15 protein-coding genes and 2 pseudogenes are annotated in these 22,756 nt (G+C 49.6%); 13 read left to right on the forward strand and 4 right to left on the reverse strand.

What is annotated here, in order from left to right; genetic code table 11:
* Window positions 1–260 precede the first annotated feature (260 nt).
* The 8 genes and pseudogenes from NTW12_07000 to NTW12_07035 all read left to right on the forward strand — a co-directional run bounded on the left by NTW12_07000 (window position 261) and on the right by NTW12_07035 (window position 13,587).
* Window positions 261–2,616: pseudogene (locus tag NTW12_07000) on the forward strand (DEAD/DEAH box helicase family protein).
* A 17-nt stretch (window positions 2,617–2,633) separates the two neighbouring features.
* A pseudogene (locus NTW12_07005) lies at window positions 2,634–4,085 on the forward strand (class I SAM-dependent DNA methyltransferase).
* A 1,398-nt stretch (window positions 4,086–5,483) separates the two neighbouring features.
* A complete protein-coding gene (locus NTW12_07010; GenBank protein MCX5846092.1) occupies window positions 5,484–6,617 on the forward strand; it encodes a helix-turn-helix domain-containing protein in 1,134 nt (377 codons plus the stop codon).
* Between the two features lie 2 nt (window positions 6,618–6,619).
* The gene (locus NTW12_07015) at window positions 6,620–7,183 is read left to right on the forward strand and encodes a DNA-binding protein (GenBank protein MCX5846093.1); all 564 of its coding nucleotides are present in this window, start codon (window positions 6,620–6,622) and stop codon (window positions 7,181–7,183) included.
* A gap of 189 nt (window positions 7,184–7,372) precedes the next feature.
* On the forward strand, window positions 7,373–7,654 hold the full coding sequence (locus tag NTW12_07020; protein ID MCX5846094.1) for a type II toxin-antitoxin system Phd/YefM family antitoxin: 282 nt from the start codon (window positions 7,373–7,375) through the stop codon (window positions 7,652–7,654).
* A 148-nt stretch (window positions 7,655–7,802) separates the two neighbouring features.
* A complete protein-coding gene (locus NTW12_07025; protein MCX5846095.1) occupies window positions 7,803–9,032 on the forward strand; it encodes an exonuclease SbcCD subunit D C-terminal domain-containing protein in 1,230 nt (409 codons plus the stop codon).
* A gap of 77 nt (window positions 9,033–9,109) precedes the next feature.
* On the forward strand, window positions 9,110–12,781 hold the full coding sequence (locus tag NTW12_07030) for an AAA family ATPase (protein ID MCX5846096.1): 3,672 nt from the start codon (window positions 9,110–9,112) through the stop codon (window positions 12,779–12,781).
* 215 nt (window positions 12,782–12,996) lie between these two features.
* Complete coding sequence (locus NTW12_07035) at window positions 12,997–13,587, forward strand: MarC family protein (protein ID MCX5846097.1); 591 nt, start codon at window positions 12,997–12,999, stop codon at window positions 13,585–13,587.
* On the opposite strand, the gene NTW12_07040 is transcribed toward NTW12_07035, so the two are convergent.
* From NTW12_07040 to tkt, 4 genes are all read right to left on the reverse strand, one after another.
* Window positions 13,584–15,701, reverse strand: a complete 2,118-nt coding sequence (locus NTW12_07040) for a thioredoxin domain-containing protein (protein ID MCX5846098.1) — start codon at window positions 15,699–15,701, stop codon at window positions 13,584–13,586. The two genes, NTW12_07035 and NTW12_07040, sit on opposite strands and share 4 nt — an antisense overlap.
* Window positions 15,702–15,714: 13 nt before the next feature.
* Window positions 15,715–16,599 carry a metallophosphoesterase gene (locus NTW12_07045; GenBank protein ID MCX5846099.1) on the reverse strand — a complete coding sequence of 295 codons (885 nt, stop codon included), beginning with the start codon at window positions 16,597–16,599 and terminating at the stop codon, window positions 15,715–15,717.
* 9 nt (window positions 16,600–16,608) lie between these two features.
* On the reverse strand, window positions 16,609–18,309 hold the full coding sequence (locus tag NTW12_07050) for a glucose-6-phosphate isomerase (GenBank protein ID MCX5846100.1): 1,701 nt from the start codon (window positions 18,307–18,309) through the stop codon (window positions 16,609–16,611).
* 99 nt (window positions 18,310–18,408) lie between these two features.
* Window positions 18,409–20,463, reverse strand: a complete 2,055-nt coding sequence (gene tkt / locus NTW12_07055) for a transketolase (GenBank protein ID MCX5846101.1) — start codon at window positions 20,461–20,463, stop codon at window positions 18,409–18,411.
* Between the two features lie 202 nt (window positions 20,464–20,665).
* Between tkt and NTW12_07060 the strand changes: the two genes are divergently transcribed.
* The 5 genes from NTW12_07060 (at window position 20,666) to NTW12_07080 (ending at window position 22,736) form a co-directional block, all read left to right on the forward strand.
* Complete coding sequence (locus tag NTW12_07060) at window positions 20,666–21,004, forward strand: hypothetical protein (protein MCX5846102.1); 339 nt, start codon at window positions 20,666–20,668, stop codon at window positions 21,002–21,004.
* Window positions 21,005–21,073: 69 nt separating this feature from the next.
* Window positions 21,074–21,391: a hypothetical protein gene (locus NTW12_07065; protein MCX5846103.1), complete on the forward strand. Its 318-nt coding sequence runs from the start codon at window positions 21,074–21,076 to the stop codon at window positions 21,389–21,391.
* 153 nt (window positions 21,392–21,544) lie between these two features.
* Window positions 21,545–21,745 (forward strand): twin-arginine translocase TatA/TatE family subunit, encoded by a 201-nt coding sequence (locus tag NTW12_07070; protein ID MCX5846104.1) that lies wholly within the window; start codon window positions 21,545–21,547, stop codon window positions 21,743–21,745.
* Between the two features lie 23 nt (window positions 21,746–21,768).
* Complete coding sequence (locus NTW12_07075) at window positions 21,769–22,479, forward strand: TVP38/TMEM64 family protein (protein ID MCX5846105.1); 711 nt, start codon at window positions 21,769–21,771, stop codon at window positions 22,477–22,479.
* Between the two features lie 128 nt (window positions 22,480–22,607).
* A complete protein-coding gene (locus tag NTW12_07080) occupies window positions 22,608–22,736 on the forward strand; it encodes a hypothetical protein (GenBank protein ID MCX5846106.1) in 129 nt (42 codons plus the stop codon).
* Window positions 22,737–22,756: the final 20 nt, after the last annotated feature.

Below are 22,756 nucleotides of genomic sequence, written 5' to 3' on the forward strand. Positions count from 1 at the left end.
CCTGCTTTTTGAGTTTCAGGTAAGCGCTCACTATTCCCCTTGACGGCCTGAGACTTAAGCCCGCGCTATACTGAGAAGAGATATAGAAATGACTTCCTAATGTCCACATCGGCTTATATTGCTTAAATATTTGTACTTTCAATTAGTAATGCTTATCTTGAGGCTTAAAAAACCTTGACCAAAAAGACCGCTTTCCTCTATAGTCCTCTCACACTTTAGGGATTTCTTATCAGACAACAAGTTCTAACAAAGGATGATCCATGTCTCTATCGGAAGCCGACACCTGCAGGAAATTCGTCATTCCAAAACTGCAGGCTGCGGGCTGGGACGACGACCCGCACTCCATAGCGGAGTAGCGCTCCATAACAGATGGGCGCATCATCCCGGCCGGTAAAGGATTTGTCCGCAAGCCGCCACTACGCGTCGATTATCTCCTTCGGTACGAGCGCAATTTTCCCCTCGCCGTCGTTGAGGCCAAGGCCGCCTGGAAAACGGTCGGCGAAGGATTGCAGCAGGCAAAGGAATACGCCGAGATGCTGGGTCTGAAGTTCGCCTTCGCAACCAACGGTAGAGATATTATCGAGTTCGATTACTTCACGGGAAAAGAATTGCTCGTCAATACTTACCCGACACCCGCCAAATTATGGACGCGTTATCGGGCCGGAAAGGGGATAGCCGACGATACCCTCGCAACACGCCTGCTGACCCCGATGAATCACATCGTTGCCAAGGGCGAGCGATATTATCAGGAGATCGCCGTCAACCGGGCTGTTGAAGGCATCCTCACCAGTCATCGCCGCCAGTTGCTCACCATGGCCACCGGTACCGGCAAGACCGCCGTGGCCTTTTAGATCTGCTGGAAGCTGTGGACCGCCCGCTGGAATCGTGCAGGTGAGTACCGGCGGCCTAAAATCCTCTACCTGGCTGATCGGAACATCCTCATCGATCAACCCAAAGACGGTATGTTTGCCACCTTCGGTGACGCCCGCTGGAAAATCGAGGGAGGCGTCGTAAACCTGGGCCGGGAGATGTATTTCGCCATTTACCAGGCTATTGCCCGCGATGAACGCCGACCGGGTCTCTATAGAGAGTTCCCGCAGGACTTTTTCGATCTCATTATCGTGGACGAATGCCACCGGGGCAGCGCACGCGACGATTCCAACTGGCGGGAGATCCTCACCTGGTTCGACCCCGCCTATCAGCTCGGCATGACCGCCACGCCCCTGCGCGAAGACAATCGGGACACGTATCTTTATTTCGGCAATCCGATCTACGAATATAGCCTCCGGCAGGGCATTGAAGACGGCTTCCTTGCGCCCTATCGCGTCCACCGCGTTATCACGGAATGGGACGCCGCCGGATGGCGACCCTCGAAAAACGACCTGGACCGTTACGGACGTATTATTCCCGATGGAGAATATCAAACCCAGGATTTCGAAAGGATCGTCGCCCTCCTGGCCCGCACAGAAGCCATCGCCCGACACCTTACGGATTTTCTCAAGAAAACCGACCGATTCGCCAAGACCATCGTCTTTTGTGTGGATCAGGAGCATGCTGACGAGATGCGCCGTGCCCTGAGCAACCTCAACGTTGATATTGTAAAGGAATACCCGGACTATGTCTGCCGTGTCACCTCCGACGAAAAGGAGATCGGACGCGGTCATCTGGGCCGTTTTCAAGACGTCGAATCGCGTACCCCCGTCATCCTGACCACCTCCCAACTGCTCACGACCGGGTGTGGATGTGCCGACCTGTAAAAACATCGTCCTGGCCCGCGTCGTCGGATCGATGTGTGACTTCAAACAGATCATCGGGCGCGGCACCCGGGTGCGCGACGATTACGGAAAGCTTTGGTTCAGCATCGTGGATTACACCGGCGCCGCCACGCGGATGTTTGCCGACCCGGACTTTGACGGCGATCCGGTCAGGCTAACCGAGGAAGAGTTGAGAGAAAACGGTATCATCCAGGAAATAAAGGAAAGTGAACCGCCGGAAGTGGCGGTGGATCATGGTCCTGAAATCATCGATCCGCCCTCCGAAGAAAGGCGCAAATTCTACTTCGACGGCAGCTATGTCGATATCGCGACACACCTTGTTTACGAACTCGACCCGGATGGAAAACAACTGCGTGTCGTGCGCTACACCGATTACGCAGCGGAAAAAGTACGCACACTCTGTCCCTCAGCACCGGAACTGCGCGCCAAATGGGCCGACCCCGTCCAGAGAGCCGAGATCATCGAGCGATTAGCCGAGCGCGGCGTAAATTTTGAAGAACTGGCCGACGCCGCCCGGCAGCCGGAGGCGGATCCTTTCGATCTACTCTGTCACTTCGCCTTCAACGCCCCTCTTCGCACCCGGCGCGAACGTGCCCAGCGGCTGAAGAGCGAGAGAAAAGACTTCTTCGACCGATTTAGCCCCGAAGCCTGCGCGATTCTGAAAGAACTGCTGGAAAAATACGCGGAACACGGTGACGCGCAGTTCATCCTGCCGGACGTCCTCAAGGTTCCTCCGATTTCCGATCACGGACAACCTTCTGAAATAATCACCCTATTCGGCGGTCCTGATCAGCTCCGCAACGCCGTGGCAGAGTTGCAAAATCTACTGTATGCAGCATAGAGAGGATGAGGATGTAAATGATACGAACCAGAAAAACCACCGACCAGCCTCAGACCACCGCCCAGTCCCTCGGCAGCCTTCTCAAGACCGCCCGCGACATCATGCGCAAGGACAAAGGACTGAACGGCGATCTCGACCGCCTGCCGATGCTTACCTGGATCATGTTTCTCAAGTTCCTCGATGATCTGGAGATTCAGCGCGAGGAAGAAGCGGCCCTTGCCAGGAAGAAATTCCGCCCGGCCATCGAACCGCCTTACCGCTGGCGCGACTGGGCAGCCAGGCCCCAGGGCGTCACCGGCGATGAACTATTAGCCTTTATCAATCAGGAGGAATGCACCCGCCCCGACGGCAGCAAAGGCCCTGGCCTCTTTGCGTATCTCCGTAAACTCACCAGCGCCACCGGCGACGACCGCCGCGATGTGATCGCCACCGTCTTTTCCGGTGTCCAGAACCGCATGGTCAGCGGCTATCTCCTGCGTGATGTCATCAACAAGGTTGCCGGCATCCATTTCACCGCCACGAGCGAGCTGCACACCCTGGGCGCCCTCTACGAAACGATGCTCCGCGAGATGCGCGACGCTGCCGGCGACTCCGGCGAGTTCTACACACCCCGCGCTGTCGTACGTTTCATGGTGGCCGTCACGGACCCGCAACTCGCTGAAACGGTTCTCGATCCCGCATCCGGCACCGGCGGTTTTCTTGTCGAAGCGCTCAGCCATCTTTCCAGACAGGTCAAGACCGTCGCCGATCATCGGACCTTGCAGGAACGAACGCTTTTGGGCTGCGAACCCAAGCCCCTGCCGTATCTCCTGTGCCAGATGGACCTGCTGCTGCACGGCCTCGACGCCCCACGAATCGACCCTGGCAACGCCCTGCGCTTCAAGCTCACAGAAATTGGCGAGAAGGACCGGGTGGACGTGATCGTAACCAATCCACCCTTCGGCGGTGAGGAGGAAAAAGGCATTCAGGGGAACTTTCCCGACGACAAGCAAACCGCAGAAACGGCGCTCCTTTTCCTGCAACTCATCATGCGGAAACTGCGGCGCCGACCCACATCGGCAGATCGATCCGCCAGGGCCGCCGTGGTCGTCCCGGAAAGTGTGATGAGTGACAAAGGAGTGGCTGCGAGGATCAGGGAAGAGCTGATTTGCGATTTCAATCTTCACACGGTCGTGAGACTGCCTAAAGGTGTATTCGAACCTTACTCCGATATCCAAACTAATCTGCTGTTCTTCGATCGTTCTGGAACAAATGAGGGTGTTTGGTTTTTTGAACACGAAGTTCCTATTGAACGGCGCAATATGCAAAATCCTTGTTACACCCAGAGCATTCCCCTTCGTTTTGAAGAATTACAGCCTATCCTTGACTGGTGGCAAAGGCGCGAAAGCAGCGCTGCCAGTTGGTATGTGGAGAAAAAGAAGGTTGTTGAAGCCGGATATACCTTTGATTTCCGAAACCCTAGAAAACAAGCGGGGCAGTCAACCACTGTGCAGCAAATTATTTCCAATCTCGAAGGCCCGCTGGGGCGAGCGGTCGATCTGCTTGGCAATGTGGAGAAGAATGTCAATAGTGAGCAACCAATCATTTCAAGTAATTCGGAAAAGAAACCCTTGAGTTTATTTTTAGTACGAACACGCGAGGAAGCGAAACTGGAGGACTCGGTGGTTTACAAGCAGATCACAGTCAGGCTTTACGGTAAAGGAGCAGTACTCCGTAAGACTCTTCTTGGCGTTGAAATAAAAACCCGGCCACAGTTTGTCGCGCGGGCTGGACAGCTCATTATGAGCAGGATAGATGCACGAAACGGAGCATTTGCCATCGTTCCAATTGAACTTGACGGTGCTGTGGTCACACAAGATTTTCCTCTTTTTAACGTGAACCGTGATGTTGTCTATCCTGAGTTCCTTGCATTTTTACTGCGCTCAAATACATTTCTTGAGGCATGTAAACGCGCAAGCAGGGGCACTACAAACCGTAAGCGTTTGAAGGAGGAGTTTTTCTTGGAGGAGGTTGTTCCGCTTCCTGGAAAAACTTTACAGACTTCTATTATAAAGCTCGTATCCCTTTTGGAATTGGTTCAACGAGAGATTGCTTCTGCAGGAATCGTGTTAGAAAAAGCGATTCCTGGCCTCGCGAACTTCATGTTTAGATGAGATATCCCAGTGAGTTGCTACCACCCATAACGATAGGTATTGCATCATCTAAAGGCCACTGATGGAACTTATTGCCAGCATCCTCGACAAGAGTACCGCATCGCCGAGATTGTCGGGAGGATCAAGGCACTTCTGGTGAAAAGGCCGTGAAAGAATTTCGTCATGTAATATTTTGTATCAGACACCGGAAGTCACCGTAAAGCTGACGAAATCAGTTTGTGCAAATTTTGCATAAACTGCCTGTTGGATAACAGAGAAACAAATGAACGAGTTTTCGTTGCGGAGCGTAATGTGATTTCCAAAAATTTAAGAAACATCTTCGCCTCCAGCTATTTGGACGAAGATAGTAAAGTGCAAAAAATGCACATTCCCAGATTCGGACTACCCAACTGCCGAGGAGTCCTCGGTAGCGCAACAAGGAATCCTGACCAGATGAGAACATTTTGCCGGGTATTGCGAATTCCGCAAACACTGTCTGCGGAATTCGTGCCGAGATATATGCTATGAGAGCGGAGAAGGGGAGAATCAAGCACTTGTAAGCCAAGACCGCCGCCGTTACTCGACGCCCTCCTGCCTGCCCTCCTCGATAGAGCTTTCAAAGGGGAACTATGACAATTACAACCAAAGGAACCATTCCCATCACTTTTTTCTGTTTGTCTTATAATGCACAAAATATAGTTGACAATAGTTGACACATGTGTCTATGGTATGATTATGAAAACTCGTAAACTTAACATAGTGAAAGTTGTAGAATGCGCCGAACGAAAGGGATTGAGTCAGTCCAAGCTGGCAGATAACCTTGACGTTTCGAGAGAAACCGTGTCGCAATGGTTCAAGGGTGAAAAATTCCCGCGCCCGGACAAGCTATTGAAGCTGTCCATGGCGCTGGGGATGAGTTATAACGAGATTGTCTCAACCTCTCCCTCTGCAAATGAACCAATTGTGGCATTCAGAAAAAAGGGCAGTCACAAGATCACGGATCAATATCTTGAGGAAGCCCGCGACACAGGGCGGACCCTATCGGATATTGTACCGTATCTTCCATTTGATAACCTTTCCCAGCCTAAAACATTGATCCGCCCCCGGCAGGATTATTCTTATATGCAGCAGGTAACAACAAAAATAAGAAAGCAGATCGGAAAAGCTCCAAAAGAATCAATCGAGTTTGAAGAACTTATAAATATTTTCAATGACCTAAACGCTGTCATTATTCCCGTACTGTGGGGAAGTAAAGACAGGCATGAAAACGCGCTCCATATCTATTTGCCGGAGTCAATGACGACGTGGATATATCTGAATCTGGACTGTAAATTACATGATTTCAAATTCTGGATGGCGCATGAACTGGGGCACGTCCTTGCGCCTCAGTTGCGCGAAGATGAGGGAGAAGATTTTGCCGATGCGTTTGCGGGAGCGCTGCTCGTTCCCGAGGAAATTGCTTCAAGCGAATACCCATACCTGAGAAGGACAGATCAAATTCCTCTTCAACTAAATCATATAAAATCAGTGGCCGAAAAATTGCGCGTTTCCCCGCTAACGGTTTATTTGGAAATCAATAAATATGCCGCACAGAGTAAACTTCCGATTATTGATTTGGAAAAGAATCGGGAAATATACAAGGCAAACACCAACTTCAATAAGACATTCAAAACCACAAGTGAATTTCTTTTTGATGATGAGGTTCCCGATTCAGATCAATATATCCTATCCGCCACGGAGCATTTCGGTAGTCCTTTTTTTAGTTCCCTCAAAGCATATGTGAAGGAAAACAGGAAACCGGCGAGCTTTGTCCAGAGCGTCCTTAGAATGTCCTTGCTTGATGCCAGGAATATTTATGAGGCGCTCTAAGCATGCCTCAGTCAAAGATTCTGATAGACTCCAATGCTTATTTTCGTCTGGCCCAAAGCATTCGTCCCCTTCTTCAGGTTGAATTTGGAAAAGAGAAATATTGCCTTTATGTGATCAAGGGGCTTCAGGAAGAATACGAGAAGAATCCAAGACTCAAGAATACTTTCTATTGGGTGAATGAGCCTGAATACAAGAAGAATCGGGACTGTAGGCTGAACATTCCGAGAAAGAGCCAACAGCAGATAACACGAGTCCATGATTTCATTAAGAACCATGCCAAATATTCATATCCGGGACTTTCAAAGGTGGATATCACAGCCTTAGCTCATGCCTATGTGCTGGATATACCAATCGTTACGGACGACTCCGACATGCTGGATTTGGCCGTAGAGTTCAACATCAAGACATTGAAGACGCTGGAACTGCTGAAACTGATGCTGGATTGCCGTCGGATAGATATCACCATTGTGAGACAAATTGCATCATATTGGATTTATGATGACGATAAACCCAAATCATTTGCAACGGATTATAAAAAACTGTTTAAAGAACCACCGCCAAGATAAACTGAAACAATTGAAAACGATGAAGATTCTCCACACATCCGACTACCACCTTGCTGAGGTGTAAGAATTTCCTGTCAAGAAAAAGCTGGTATGGTGACTCCAAATTCTAAAATTCTCCACTAAATAAATATTTGCATATTTTATATATTGTACGTTATAATGTACGAAATAGTTTATACGAGGTGCCATATGCAAAGAATAAAAATTGATCAAGATATCAGACCAATGTCGGAGGTCAGAACGGGGATCGCCTCCTTTCTCAAACAAGTACGTGATACCAAAAGACCTCTCATCATTACACAACATGGTAAAAGCGTAGCCGTCTTAGTTGACGTAGGCGAATACGAAGCCATGCAAGAAAAAGTAGAACTCCTCCAGGATATTCAAACATCAATTAGTCAGTTAGAAAGCGGCGCTGGAATCGAAAATAATGATGCAAAAGCAGTTTTGCTGAAACTGATTTCGAAATGAGAGTAATTGGGAAGCAGATTTTACCGGTAGACGACATTTCGACATAACCACTTGTGCGGACGTCTGATAGTCGCCGCACAGTTCATCTATTACTCTCTTTCGATTCGTAAGTGCGCCACGAGGCTACACAAGAGATGAAAGGAAATACATGAAGATTCTGCACACATCCGACTGGCACATTGGCCGCGCGCTTTATGGCCGCAAGCGATACGAGGAGTTCGAAGCTTTCCTGAACTGGCTGGCTGGGCTTATTGAGGACGAAAACATCGATGTACTGCTTGTGGCGGGGGACGTGTTCGACAACAGCACGCCAAGCAACTATGTACAGACGTTGTATTACCGTTTCTTGAACCGTGTGGCGGCCGCTTCACACCGTCATATGGTTGTCACGGCAGGAAATCATGATTCGCCGTCTTTTTTAAATGCCCCCAGGGAACTCCTGAAATTTTTGAACATCCATGTTGTTGGCTGCGCATCCGATTCTCCTGAAGATGAACTGATTGTGCTATCCGGGCCGGATCATGAGCCACGGCTTATTGTCTGCGCCATCCCCTATCTCAGAGACCGCGATATCCGCACCGCCGAGGCAGGTGAAAGCCTTGAGGACAAGGAGAGGAAAATCATTGAAGGTATCAGGGATCATTACCGGATGGTGTATGAAGTGGCCGAACGGAAACGCGCCATGTTGAAAAAGTCTGTTCCGATTGTCGCTATGGGGCATCTTTTCACCGCAGGCGGCCAAACCGTTGACGGCGATGGGGTGCGTGAACTGTATATCGGCTCCCTTTTACAGGTCAGAACAGATGTGTTTCCCGAACATATCGACTACCTTGCATTGGGGCATCTTCATATCCCTCAAACGGTGGGCGGTTCAGATTTCATACGCTATGCGGGCTCGCCTCTGCCCATTGGCTTCGGAGAAGCAAGACAGGAAAAGAGCGTCGTTCTTGTTGAATTTTCGGGTAATGCACCTACTGTAACAATTGTGCCGGTACCCAGGTTCCAGGAACTGAAAACCCTGCAAGGGGATTGGCCAACCATCGCTCGCAATATCGAAGAACTGAAGTCCGGAGAGAGCAATGCCTGGCTGGAAATAGTATATGAAGGAGATGAGATAGCCGGCGATTTGCGAGAGCGATTGGATGAGGCAATCGCAGGTACCGGCATAGAGATCCTCCGTGTTAAGAATAACCGGGTGCTGGAACGCGCTATGAGCGGGATGGATGCTAAAGAAACGCTCGATGATCTGGACACGACGGACGTATTCAAACGCTGCCTTGAATCGCATGAAGTCCCGGAGGATCAGCGTCCGGAGCTTTTGAGCGCATATCAGGAAATCATCGTTTCAATGAATGAAGCGGACCAGATGGCGGAATAGTATATCGTTAACCCCCTCCCCTCAATCCCCTCCCACCCAGGGAGGGGAAGTTTCTTAGGAGCATTGGAGAACATGGCATGAGAATACTTGGTGTTCGGTTCAAGAACCTGAATTCACTCACGGGCGAATGGCATGTTGATTTCACCCACCCGGACTATTCATCTAATGGCATATTCGCAATCACAGGCCCTACGGGCTCAGGAAAGACGACCATCATGGACGCTATCTGTCTTGGGCTTTACGGCAGGACGCCCCGCCTGGATAAGGTTACGAAAAGCAGCAATGAGATCATGTCGCGTCAGACAGGTGAATGTTTTGCCGAGGTTACATTTGAGACGCAGAAGGGCCGTTACCGTTGCCACTGGAGCCAGTATCGCGCCCGGAAAAGATCCGATGGAGCATTACAACAGGCAAAGCATGAAATAGCCGATGCAGATTCCGGGGCAGTTCTGGAATCAAAAATAAACCAGGTGGGTGAATTCATCGAGAAGGCCACGGGTATGGATTTTGAGCGCTTCACCCGTTCGATGCTTCTTGCTCAGGGGGGATTCGCGGTATTTCTGCAAGCCCCGCCGAATGACCGGGCTCCTATCCTTGAACAGATTACCGGCACCGAGATCTACAGCCGGATATCTGTGAAGGTTCACGAGCGGCGTACAGAAGAACGGGATAAACTTGAAATATTGCAGGCCGAGCTGAAAGGAATCCAGGTTTTAAACGAAGATGAAGAAAGGGAGCTGCAATCCGGCCTGAAAGAAAAGCAAGGCCGGGAGAAGGAACTTGCCGGAAAAATGAACGACATACGCAAGTCCATAGCCTGGCTCGATGGGATGGTTGCCCTTGAGAAAGATCTGGGTGAACTGGATAAGAAGCAGCAGGATTTCGAGAAGCGCCGGCAGGAGTTTGATCCGGAATCAAAAAAGCTGGAAAAATCCCGCAAGGCCCTCAGTCTTGAAGGAGATTACAGAGGTATCGTTGCCGTGCGTGTCCAACAGGAAGCTGAGACAAAGGAACTTGACGGCGCAATCGCAGTGTTTCCCGAAAAAGATAAATCCCGTGCGGATGCGGTTGCCATAAAACAGAGCGCAGAGACCCTGCTTGCCGAGGCACGAACCAGGCAGACGTCTGAAGCGGCTGTCATCAAAAAGGTACGCGACTTTGATGCCAGGCTGAGTGAGCAGAAAAGGCAGGTTGAGGAGAAGGATAAGGCGATAGGGGAGATCAAGAAGCAGGGGAACGCCTATAAAAGCCAAATCGAAAATGGTGAACAGGAACTGAAGAAGACCCAGACTGCCCTGGAAGCCGTCCATAATTACCAGGCAAAACACGCTGCCGATGCAGCGCTGCTTACCAACCTTGCCGCAATCGACAGGGGATATGCTTTGCTTCGCGATAATGAAGCAAAGCATACCAAGGCATGCAAAGAGCTTTTCACGGCAACTGGGGAAAAAGAGTTTGCCCTGGCCTCACGCACCAAGATAGAGGCCGATCATGAAAAATCGCTCCAGGAATATGAGAAAGGACAAAGCGAACTTAAGCGCCTGACTGATGAAATCACGGCCATTCTCAAGAGACGTGAAATCAGCCAGTGGCGTCATGATACAGATGCCCTTAAAGGCCGCGAGCGTCTTTTGATTCAGACAGGCGAAACCATTGCCCGGATTGATAAGACACACACTGCACTGGAGGGCCTGAAATCGAGTATTGAAACATTAAAAACCGGCAATGTGAAACTTTTAGATGAGATAAAATCCTGCGCCGATAAAAAAGCGCTTCTGGAAAAAGATATTACAACCCTTGAAACACAGGTGTCACTCCTCAACCGTATCCGTAACCTTGAGGAAGAAAGGAAACGGCTTGAAGACGGCAAGCCATGCCCGCTGTGCGGCGCTCCCGATCATCCCTATGCACAGGGGAATGTCCCTGAGTTGAACGAGGCTGAGGCTGGGCTGAAAAAAACGAAGAGCGAATTCAAAAAAGTGTCTGAGAAACTGGAAAAGATGAAAGCCGACCAGGCCAAGACGGAAGCGGAAATTCAGCATGCGGAAAAAGGGATGGTAGAGAAAAAGGCAGCCATGGCTACAGACGAAAAGCAATGCTCAGAAGCTATGTTGATGCTGAATATCAAGGAAGCCCTGTACGAGCGATCCGTGAAAGTGCGTGAAGATATGGTGAACACTCAGGCGAAAATTGCCGAAACATCCGGTATTATCGCCATTGCCGAAGAGAATAGCAAAAAGGAGAAGTCGGCGCAAACTTCCCTGGAAAAAATAAGGGAGAAGTTTGACAACTCAGGCAAGGCTTTACAGGACGCCAGACACAAACTGGAGACGGCCGGCCATACGCATGAGCGGCTGATCAAAGATTGCGCCGCCCTGGCGGCAGATACTCAAAATGCCCGTACTGCTGCCCTTAAGGATGTTGAACCCTTCGGAGTCAGCCAGATTCCATTAGACAGTCTCGACGCCATACTGAAAGACCTCACCGCGCGGAAGGATACATGGCAGACAAAGAGTAATGAAAAAACCGCCCAGGAGAAAAAGATCGATGAACTGAAAGCCGATATCGGGAAATACAATGCCTTGTTGGGTAACCTCAAAGAAGATCTGGCGACAAGACGCAAAGATCATGACGATCTGAAGATGGCGTATGAAGCCCTGAGCGCTTCACGACGGGAACTCTTCGGAGAGAAAAACGCTGATCAGGAGGAAAAACATCTGGTGGACGCCGTGGATAAGGCGGGTAAAGCTTTTGAAAAAGCGCGCGAAGAATATGGACAAATTGAAAAAGAGATCAGCGCTCTGAAAGAGAAAATAGATTTATTGAAAATAAAAACAGGAAATCGGGTAAAGGAACTGGTGCAGGCCGAACAGAAACTGACGGAGCGGATCAAAGGGGCAGGATTCGAAGATGAGGCTGATTACCTGTCATCACGCCTGAGTGAAGAAGAGCGGGAACTCCTTGCTGACAAAGAGAAATCCCTGATCAAGGAAAAAACAGAACTTGACGCCCGCCGGAAGGACAGGTCGGAGGCGCTTGCATCTGAGAGAGAGAAGAATCTGTCGGATCAATCCAGTGAAACGCTTAAAGAAAACCTAAGCGCCTGTGAATCAGACCTTAAAAAGATAAGCCTTGATATTGGCGGAATCATAAGGATCTTGAGTGAAAACAAAAAACTAAGGGAAAAGCAGCAGGAACGCATAAAGAACATTGAAGCCCGGAAAAAGGAATGCGCACGCTGGGATGACCTGCATGACCTCATTGGCTCAGCCGACGGAAAGAAATTCCGGAATTTTGCACAGGGTCTGACGTTCGAAATGATGACGGCGCATGCCAACCGCCAGCTCAGGAAGATGTCGGATCGTTATCTGCTCATACGCGACTCATCTCAACCACTGGAATTGAATGTCATCGACAATTACCAGGCAGGTGAGATCCGTTCGACGAAAAATCTTTCCGGCGGCGAAAGCTTTATTGTGAGCCTTGCCCTGGCGCTCGGCCTTTCTCATATGGCAAGCCGGAATGTGCGGGTTGACTCGCTCTTTCTTGATGAAGGATTCGGTACCCTCGACGAAGATGCACTTGAAACAGCCATAGAGACTCTTGCGGGACTACAGCAGGACGGCAAGCTGATCGGTGTCATATCACATGTCACGGCGCTCAAGGAGCGCATCAGTACACAGATACAGGTAACTCCTGAGACAGGAGGCCGCAGCAGCTTGAGCGGTCCCGGATGCCGGAGGATTTGAGACTTTCTACCAGCAATCCTTGAATTTATTACGTCTTCAAAAAGGCACAAACCGGATTGACTTCACTTTCATTTATACGTATAAAATGATTGTCGCATTCAAGAGTAGACGTTAATGCGAAAAAACTCACCATTATTCGTGATGGGGGAATCTATGAGGGGATTTTCTTATTGAACGCCTTTAGTGGTGGATAATACGAGAATTCAAATATCACTATGACGTTATTTTCGGCTGCAGTTCTGTTGTTTCTGGTTATCGATCCCTTTGGGAATATACCGCTGTTTTTATCCGTCCTGAAAAATGTTGATGACCGGAAACAAAGAAAAATAATTGTGCGGGAGATGTTGATCGCGCTCCTTATTCTTGTTCTGTTCTTATTCACCGGTCAATATATCCTCGGATTTCTGGGCATTTCTGAGCCGTCTCTGAGCATAGCCGGAGGAATAATCCTTTTCATGATTGCCTTAAAAATGATCTTTCTTGGCTCGGAGAAACTATTCGGAGATACTCCTGAAGGAGAACCCCTGATCGTTCCTCTCGCAATTCCTTTCATCGCAGGTCCGTCCGCAATAGCAACGGTTTTGCTCCTCATGGCAAGAGAGCCATCGCGTTGGCTTGAATGGTTCACAGCCCTTCTGTGCGCATGGTTCCTTTCAGCCATTATTCTCCTGTTTTCCAATCATATCAGTAATATAGTCGGGAATAGAGTATTGACGGCAATTGAACGTTTAATGGGCATGCTGTTAACGACAGTTGCCGTGGAGATGTTCATAAAAGGGGCGAGGCAATTGCTTTTTTTACACTAAGGCTTCCGAAGATTTAACAGCCTGAGCATCTCGTCACTATCCGTTGTCGGACTGTGGCAGGTGAAATTGGTACACACGTATGCTGTTGCCGTGTCGTCAATGGGTTTAAGGTCTTTTGTGAATGGTGCAATGCTGATAATATCGGAGGATAATTCCTCCGGCGGGCGAAGGAGGACAACGGTGTTAGGCAGATATTGTCGCCCGATCTCGCGTAACATTTCTTCCGTGTCTTCCGCACCGGGCCTGCCGGCAATCACGATTTCATAAGCGGGATGTGTCAAAAAACCCATGGCAATCATGAATTGCGCATGACCAGCGGGTGAACGCCGGATAGACCCGGCAAAGACACGGCTGATGGCTGCCGCCTGTGCTTCCAGCTCATGATTCCCGGTTAGCCGGGAAAGGCGGATCAGATTCAACATGGCCACGGAGTTTCCCGAGGGAACGGCGCCGTCATAGATCTCTTTCTGGCGGAGGATGAGGTTTTCACCATCATCCGGCGTGAAATAGTAACCGCCGTTATCCTTATCCCAGAAGTGTCTCGTCAGATCTTCCTGAAGTCTCAGGGCTGTCTTAAGAAAGGTAACATCATAAGACGCCTCATAACACTCCAGCAATCCCCAGATTAAAAAAGCGTAGTCATCGATGCTGGCCGTGATGGCAGCCTCTCCATCCCTGTGACGATGAAACAGCCTTCCATCCACCTCGCGCATATTCTTCACGATAAAATTGACGGCCTTTTGGGCCGCTTTCAGATATACCTGATCTGCAAAGGCCTGCGCACCCTTCGCAAGGGCAGCGATCATGAGGCCGTTCCAGTCAGTCAGGATTTTATCGTCTTTATGGGGGCGAGTTCGCCTCTCACGGGCAGAAAAGAGTTGCATCCGTACCGCCGCCATCCGTTGGCGGAGCGACTCCTCAGAAATTCCCAACACTGAGGCAAGTTCGGCTGTCGGCTTTTCCAGATGCAGAATATTATGACCTGTTTTTCCTCCTGCTAATGGATCGACAAAGTTTCCCGCCTTTTTCACCTGGAAGACCCTGAGCACCAGTTCCGCTTCAGACGGCTCCAGTATCCGCTCGATTTCATCATGCCTCCAGAGGTAATATTTCCCTTCCTCTCCCTCGCTGTCCGCGTCCTCTGCCGAATAGAACCCCCCTGTCAGCGACTTCATGTCGCGCATGATGTAATTAAATATTTCACAGGCCGTTCTCTTGAAAGTCTCATGTCCCGTAGCCTGGTACGCCTCCGTATATGCCATGGCCAGCATGGCCTGATCGTAGAGCATCTTTTCAAAATGGGGCACCAGCCACTTCTCATCGGTGCTGTATCGATGGAAACCGTATCCGATGTGGTCATAAATGCCGCCGCAACGCATGGCCCGCAATGTTTTTACGACTATCTCCAAAGCCTTTTTTTCGCCGCTCCATTTCCAATACCGGAGAAGAAAAAGGAGCTGATGGGGCATGGGAAATTTGGGTGCGGAGCCGAATCCTCCATTTTTTTCATCATAGAGTCCCTTCAACTCTTTATATGCCTCATCGAGAATGTCTTTCGACAGCGCCTCGCCTGTTACTTCCGATACCTTCTGTTGCATTGAAGCAACGATCTGACCGGCCGATATCACAATATCATCACGCCGTTCCTTCCATGCCTCCTGAATTTTGGGGATCAAATCCAGCATCCCCACTCTACCGAAGCGGCTCTCCCGGGGAATATACGTCGCTGCAAAGAAAGGTTGCCTATCAGGGGTCATAACAATGGTCAGCGGCCATCCCCCGGACCCCGTCATCATCTGGCAGGCGTCCATGTAAACTTTGTCAATATCCGGCCGTTCCTCACGATCAACCTTTATGCAGACGAAGACTTCATTGAGAAGGCCGGCAACATCGGCATTTTCAAAGGACTCATGGGCCATGACATGGCACCAGTGGCAGGTTGAATATCCTACGGACAGAAATATCGGCTTGCTCTCAGTACGCGCCTTCTCAAAAGCCTCTTCACACCACGGGTACCAGTCCACGGGGTTATGGGCGTGCTGGAGCAGATACGGGCTTTTCTCATTAATCAGGCGATTCGGAATATTTCCGGCTGTATTTTGATTTTCATTCATATGCAATCCCTCTTTATCGTATCGGCAGGGCGGCTTTCTTTCCATCGGAGTGAATGCGAATGACTTCGGTTGAGACTTTGCCGTTTTTCACCCTGACAACAATGAAATGATAAACAGCCTCGCCGAAAGCCATTTTTGTATAGAGTGGGGCAGCAGCACCCCCGGTGATGATATATTTCACACCCTTGATTTCATCCTGAGCGAAGAGGTGCAGGTGGCTGAAAAAAGCTACCGTTACTTTTTTTTCCGCCATGATCTGCATGAGCCTGTCCGCGCCTTTTGAAAAACAATGACTGTGTTTCCATTTCTGCGTTTCCGGCGGTGCGTGCATAATGACAAATTTATATTTTCTCGCCGAAGTCAGCTGCTCCTCAAGGTATTTCAACTGGGTCGGCGTCAATTCATACAGGGAGTTGTCAAGCCCTACAACCTTCATGCCCAGTTTTTTCATGTCGAGAGCATAGTTCAGGGGGCCTATCTTTTCCTGAAATAATTTCTTCCCCTTATCGCTTTTCATAGTATGCGTGAGTTCATGATTTCCCATGACAACAAATATCGGTGTATCAGGGATAGTGCTTTCCACGATATCGAGAAAGTGGTTGAACTTTTTTTCTATGCCTGTGGTGACAGTATCACCGCCGTGTAAAATGAAAAGAGGCCTTAATTTAGCTGCCTCGACAAGGATTTTTTGAAAAACCTCATCATTGTCCCTGCTATCGCCTAATACGACGAATATGAAATCATCGGGAGAGGCAGTTTGAAGATTCTTTTCAAGCTTTTGAAGCGACCGTTCATGGAGGGTCGAAGAATGACTTGTCAACGGACAGGCAAGGCTGAAAAGGATCACCGGCAGGACTAACAGGGCGACGAAACGGTAACGGTTAAATATTCTCATCATTCACACCTCTCAGAGTGCTTCCGTTAAAATTTTCATACCTCCGGCGACGTCCGTGCCAAGATGGAACCGAACCACCGGCCGGCCTGCATTGATAAGCGCCTGTCTGTCCCCGGCGGCCTGGGCGTTTTTCAGGACACCGAAGGTTATGGATGAATCGGAGAGTCCAAGTTCGTCAGGGATTGGAGTATCCCAGGGATCGTCGGCGGTGAACTGAATAAAAACTCCCTTTCCCCCATCGCCTTTATGGAGCTGGCCTGTGGAGTGAAGGAAACGGGGGCCGTAACCCACTGATGTAGCCACATGGTATCGATCCCGCAATTTTGTACGGAGTGTTAACAGCGCCGCATCCGTTTCGGCCGTTGGCTGAATGTAGGCCTGGAGCGCTACATATGCACCCCGTTTTGCCGCTCCTAAAAATGCTGTCAGGGCTTCCGCAGGATTTCGGGCCTGAATATCGCCATAGACGGCAATACCGTTACCTGAGAGAACAGGTTCTTCTGTGGGCAGCTCTCCCTTTTCTCCATACAGGGATAACATTTTCCGGGCCAGCACCTTGGCCGCCTCCACATCGGGCTGGTCAAAGGGATTGATACCCAGCCGCTGACAGGCAACCACCGTGGCCATCTCCCAGAGAAAGCACTGCCCTCCCATGTCATAGGGATCACGGAGCTTTACACACAAAACGGGATGGTCTGCCCTTTCGAGTGTCAGGAGTTTTCCGCTTTCTGTATCATCACCTTCAAGGTACAGGCATATAAAGACCCGGTCATCACCGTAAACATCGTTGATTCCTGCAGATTCACCGACGATGGGTACGATTCCTTTGCCTTCTTTGCCTGTACTTTCCGCTATGAGCTGTTCCAGCCAGTCGCCAAAACTTTCGATTTGCGGCGAGAAGATAAAAGTAACCTTATCTCTCCCGGCCTTTGCCAGTTCTCCTAACATCGCTCCCAGGAAAGCCCCATTTATTTCATCAGTATCGGGTATATTGTATAAAGATTCCTTATCGGCAACCATTATAGCCCGTTCAATGAATGTCTTTACGTCCATCCCGATCAGCGCTGCCGGAAAGAGACCAAAATATGAAAGTACCGAGTACCGCCCACCGATGTCGGGATCATTGAGGAATGTAGTGCGGAAGTGGTACATCTCCGCGATATCCGCCAGTTTGCTTCCCGGGTCGGTGATGGCGATAAAATGCCTGCCCGCCTGGTCGGGGCCCAGGGCTTCCGCCACGATGTTGTAAAAGTATTTCATAAAGGAAAAGGTTTCTACGGTCCCCCCCGATTTGGTAGAAACGATGAAGATCGTCTTATGGACATCGAACCGTTCGGCATAGGCGAGCACTGCACCGGGATTGGTGCTGTCGAGAATTTCCAGTTCCAGAAATCCTTTTTTTACACCGAAGGTCTTGCGAAAGACCTCAGGGGCCAGACTTGACCCTCCCATACCAAGGAGCAGGGCATGCGTGTAACCGTCCGCACGAACCGCATCCACGACGGCGTTTATTTCATCGACCTTCTCCAGCATGTACTTTGGGCTGTACAGCCATCCCAGGCGGTTGGTGATTTCCGCAGGATCAGGTTTCCAGACGGTGTGGTCTTTTTTCCATATGCGCTCCATGATCCGGTTTTTCTTTATTTCATCTAACGCAATATCAACTGAAGCCTCGTATGAACCCAGGCTGATCGATCCCGTTACTGTTGACATATCCTGATCTCCTCCTTTACTGTTCTCAACAGAACAATTAACATAATAGAGCTATTGTGAATATGCGGGATTCACGGATAAATGATCGTGTCGAAGGTTTCATTTCATCAATGCTTTTACTACCTTCATCAAATGTTCAGCAGTGATACCGAACTTCTCATACAGCACCTTGGAAGGGGCGCTGGCGCCGAAACTGTCCATCCCAACAACCGCTCCATCCAGCCCCACATAATGTTCCCAGCCCAGCTTAATACCCGCTTCTACGGCAATCCTGACCCTGACATCGGGAGGGAGCACATAATTACGGTATTCTGCCGGTTGACGGTCAAACAGTTCCCAACTCGGAAGGGAAACAACCCTTACCCGTAAGCCCTCAGAAGAAAGCCTTTTGCCTGCTTCCAGGGTGATCGGCACTTCCGATCCGGTACCGATCAATAGTATATCGGGCTTACCGGGGGTGGAATCCCGGAGTATGTAACCCCCCCTCTGGAGGCCGCTTGCCGGTGAGAGTTCTGCCCGGCTCAGGACGGGGAGGTTCTGACGGGTAAAGATAAGCGCGGTAGGGCCTTTCTGATTGAGAAGTGCGTTCTTCCATGCCTCTACTGTTTCATTGGCGTCAGCGGGACGGATAACGGTCATGTTGGGTACGGCGCGCAGATTCATGATCTGCTCGACAGGCTGATGTGTCGGGCCGTCTTCTCCGAGACCGATGCTGTCATGCGTGAAGACAAAGATCACGCGGAGCCCCATAAGGGCGGCCAGGCGGATAGGCGGCCGCATGTAGTCGGAGAATGTTAAAAACGTAGCCGTATAGGGAATGCACCCTCCGTGGAGGGCCATACCGACGGCAATGGCGCCCATGGCGTGTTCACGCACACCGAAATGGATATTACGGCCGCCGTAGCCCCATTCACCGCCGACAGCACCCTGCATATCCCCATCCGGCGTACCGGGACGCTGGAAATCGCCAAACCCCTTGAGCCAGGTAAAGGTAGACGGGTTGAGATCTGCCGAGCCTCCCATAAGCTCCGGCATGAGGGGAGCAAGTGCCTGCATTACGGTTTCTGATGCCTTGCGGGTCGCTATGTCCTTGGATCCGTCCGGATAGAGAGGAAGCTGCGATTCCCACCCGTCGGGAAGCCGTCCTTCCATGACGCGCATAAATTCGGCGGCCGGATCGGGAAAGTCATCGCGATACCGGCTGAAATCCTTCGCCCAGCGCCCTTCCCATTCCCGGCCGTGTTCAAGTGAATTCCGGAAAAAGGCAAGTGCATCAGTGGGAATGAAAAAAGCGGGTTCGACAGGCCAGCCAAGGAATTTCTTTGCCGCCAGCAACTCCTCCGTACCAAGTGGTGAGCCATGGGCTTCAAACGTGCCTTCTTTATGCGGCGCCCCGCAACCGATGGTGGTACGAACAAAAATAATTGAAGGACGGGTCGTTTCCGCCTTCGCATCTTGTAAGGCGCAATCAATCCACGTGGCGTCATTTCCGTCTTCAACGCAGGTTATGTGCCACCCGTACGCCTCGAATCTTTTTCCTGCGTCTTCGGTAAAAGTAAGCGCCGTTGACCCGGCAAGCGAAATGCAGTTGTCGTCATATAGGACGATCAGTTTGCCAAGGCCGAGGTGCCCGGCCAGTGAACACGCCTCGGATGTAACACCTTCCATCAGGTCTCCGTCACCGGCAAATACGTACGTGAAGTGGTCGACGATCCTGTGACCGGGACGATTATATCGTGCCGCAAGGTGAGCCTCTGCGATAGCCATGCCCACCGCATTGCTGAGACCCTGGCCGAGGGGTCCTGTAGTTACCTCAACGCCTGTCCGGTTGTCACGTTCCGGGTGGCCGGGGGTCTTGCTGTCCCACTGGCGAAATGACTCCAAATCTGAGAGAGACAGATTGTACCCGGTGAGATGAAGCATCGCATAAAGGAGCATCGAGGCGTGCCCTGCCGAAAGAACGAAGCGATCCCGATCTGCCCATAGGGGATTTGCAGGATTATGTTTCAGGTGTTTTGTCCAGAGACTATAGGCCATTGCCGCCGCGCCCATGGGCATACCGGGATGTCCCGATTTAGCCTTCTCTACGGCATCAGCGGCGAGAAAGCGTATGGTATTAATGCATTGTTCTTCTAATATCTTCTGGTCAGGCATTTTATATCTCCATTGATAATCACAATTTTCTTCCCGGGAAGAAGGCAGTCCCTTTTCCTGTTTCGAAGTGTATATAACAACGCAAACAGTAAGACAAGAAGATTAGAATTACAAAACTTGACAAGATCAGTTATTTTACTCAACTTTCGCACACCCTTGAGTGTGTCCACATTATTGATAATTAACAAGAAACAGTCTGTATATGCCCTGGAAGAAGCAACCGGGCTTTATAAATCGGCTGCAATTCTTCCAGGCAGCAGGTTCCATCGGAAGATTCCATCGTGCGAAAAAGGTTCTTTCCGGTAAAGACCGTGGTGAACAGCGTACAGAACACGACAACGGGAGCAATCCCCTTCTCCTTGTTGATGTTGCTTCGCTTCAACAGACTGCCGATTTTTTGATTGAGAAAGAACTGATGAATCTGGTTTTCACAGGAAACAATCTCTGTTACAATGCGGCTCATAGCGTCACCTTTGCGGTTAATGGATTTTATTGGCGAATAAAACCCTTCATGCCACACTTTGTGACGCTATACTATTAATAAATACAACATATTACAAACTTTTTGCACCTGCGAAAGTTGAGTTACAGAACCGATTCTGATGGACGCTTGATTTTCAGTTATTTGGATGAGTCGCGGGAAAAATTTCCTGAGGATTGGAAACTGCCCTGGCAGGCCTCTTACATAGCGAAAATCAAATTCAAGGACAACGATCTCGCGTATCACTATGCCCTCAAGGCGGCAAACGCACCCTATGCGCCTCCCATTGTTCGCATACTTCCCGCGGTTTTAGTACGGAACCTCGGAGATATCGAATCCGCGTATGCATATTTGACCACTTTGCGAGATCATACAACGGATCCCAAAGAGATCGAGGCAATAGACGAAGAGCTGGAGAAGTTAAATAAGAGAATCTCTCCGCGATAAATTGATTAACATCGCAAAATATTGTCGTTTATTTAAGCCTGCGAAAAATTCTGGACATCCGATACGATGTATGAGTATAAAACGCGATATGTAAGAATTCTTGCCCGTACTATATTGCAAGGGTTATTTAATCTCCGATAGGAGGCAATGACCATGTTTGAAGGTCTTTTTCAGCCAATGCATCTTCTGGTGATATTGGTGATCGTTCTGATTATCTTCGGGCCGGGCAAACTTCCTGAACTGGGAAACTCCCTCGGCAAAGCCATAAAGGGCTTCAAGAAGGCTATGGCCGAGCCGGAAGAGAAATCAGGAAATATCTCAGAAGCTAAGAAGATCGAAGAAAAGAAAGAATAAAAAGGAACACCGGAATCCTCTTGATGAATGGACGTCTCGCCTTTAAAATTATATTTTTCTTCCTATCCATTATTCTGACAACCTATCTTTTTATTCACTATGACCTTTATCTCTTCTTTGTAGATAAGCAAAAAGTTATAACATTTATCCGCTCTTATCCCTATGACGAACTTATCTTCATTTCCCTTCAGATACTGCAGGTAGTAGCTGCCCCAATACCCGGAGAAGTAACCGGCCTTATTGGCGGGTACCTTTATGGTCCCGTCCCGGGTATGATTTACTCTACTATCGGTCTCACAATCGGCTCCTGGATGGCCTTTGTGCTTGCCCGATTTTTTGGTCTGCCCCTTGTCGAGAAGGCTGTAAAGCCTGCGATCATTCAGAAATACGACCACTTCCTGGAACACCGGGGATTATTTGTCTCCTTTCTCCTCTTTCTTATCCCTGGTTTTCCCAAAGATTACCTCTGCTACATCATGGGCTTAAGCCATATGAAGACATGGCATTTTTTAGGCATTTCGACGGTCGGGCGTTTGCTCGGGACTATCTTACTGTCTGTAAGCGGCAGTTGTGCCCGCAACAATCAATATACAGGACTTGTAATCATTGCCGTCATTAGCTGTATTTTTGTCATAGTTGCCTATTTCTACCAGGACAAATGGTTGGAAGCGTTGAAAAAGAGACATATTCTTTCAAAAAATCCTCAGAAACCTCACGATGATCAGGATCAATAAGAAGATCGGATACAACCTTATAACGAACGCCACTTTCAACAGTTATCCTTAGTACTTGACACAGAAGCACTCTTCCTCTATCCTTACCACCGTCTCACAGGCGTCAAATAAACACTGAAGGAGCGAGCATGGGAGGACACAAGAAAAGCGCACGGAGAAAAGAACTTGACCGCAAACGGAGCAGACGGAAAAAAAGTCTGAAACTGAGAGCGAAACAGCGCTTGCAGCAGTCCAAATCCGTACCGAAAACAAAATAAACAAATCAGAGAATGAAGCT

The organism is Deltaproteobacteria bacterium (assembly GCA_026388545.1).
Taxonomy (GTDB): Bacteria; Desulfobacterota; Syntrophia; order Syntrophales; family UBA2185; genus JAPLJS01.

Bases quoted from the DNA above. Each gene is read 5' to 3' on its own strand.
- NTW12_07010 (MCX5846092.1), top strand. From the start codon at position 5,484: ATGAAAACTCGTAAACTTAACATAGTGAAAGTTGTAGAATGCGCCGAA.
- NTW12_07015 (MCX5846093.1), top strand. From the start codon at position 6,620: ATGCCTCAGTCAAAGATTCTGATAGACTCCAATGCTTATTTTCGTCTG.
- NTW12_07020 (MCX5846094.1), top strand. From the start codon at position 7,373: ATGCAAAGAATAAAAATTGATCAAGATATCAGACCAATGTCGGAGGTC.
- NTW12_07025 (MCX5846095.1), top strand. From the start codon at position 7,803: ATGAAGATTCTGCACACATCCGACTGGCACATTGGCCGCGCGCTTTAT.
- NTW12_07030 (MCX5846096.1), top strand. From the start codon at position 9,110: ATGAGAATACTTGGTGTTCGGTTCAAGAACCTGAATTCACTCACGGGC.
- NTW12_07035 (MCX5846097.1), top strand. From the start codon at position 12,997: ATGACGTTATTTTCGGCTGCAGTTCTGTTGTTTCTGGTTATCGATCCC.
- NTW12_07040 (MCX5846098.1), bottom strand. From the start codon at position 15,701: ATGAATGAAAATCAAAATACAGCCGGAAATATTCCGAATCGCCTGATT.
- NTW12_07045 (MCX5846099.1), bottom strand. From the start codon at position 16,599: ATGATGAGAATATTTAACCGTTACCGTTTCGTCGCCCTGTTAGTCCTG.
- NTW12_07050 (MCX5846100.1), bottom strand. From the start codon at position 18,309: ATGTCAACAGTAACGGGATCGATCAGCCTGGGTTCATACGAGGCTTCA.
- tkt (MCX5846101.1), bottom strand. From the start codon at position 20,463: ATGCCTGACCAGAAGATATTAGAAGAACAATGCATTAATACCATACGC.
- NTW12_07060 (MCX5846102.1), top strand. From the start codon at position 20,666: ATGCCCTGGAAGAAGCAACCGGGCTTTATAAATCGGCTGCAATTCTTC.
- NTW12_07070 (MCX5846104.1), top strand. From the start codon at position 21,545: ATGTTTGAAGGTCTTTTTCAGCCAATGCATCTTCTGGTGATATTGGTG.
- NTW12_07075 (MCX5846105.1), top strand. From the start codon at position 21,769: ATGAATGGACGTCTCGCCTTTAAAATTATATTTTTCTTCCTATCCATT.
- NTW12_07080 (MCX5846106.1), top strand. From the start codon at position 22,608: ATGGGAGGACACAAGAAAAGCGCACGGAGAAAAGAACTTGACCGCAAA.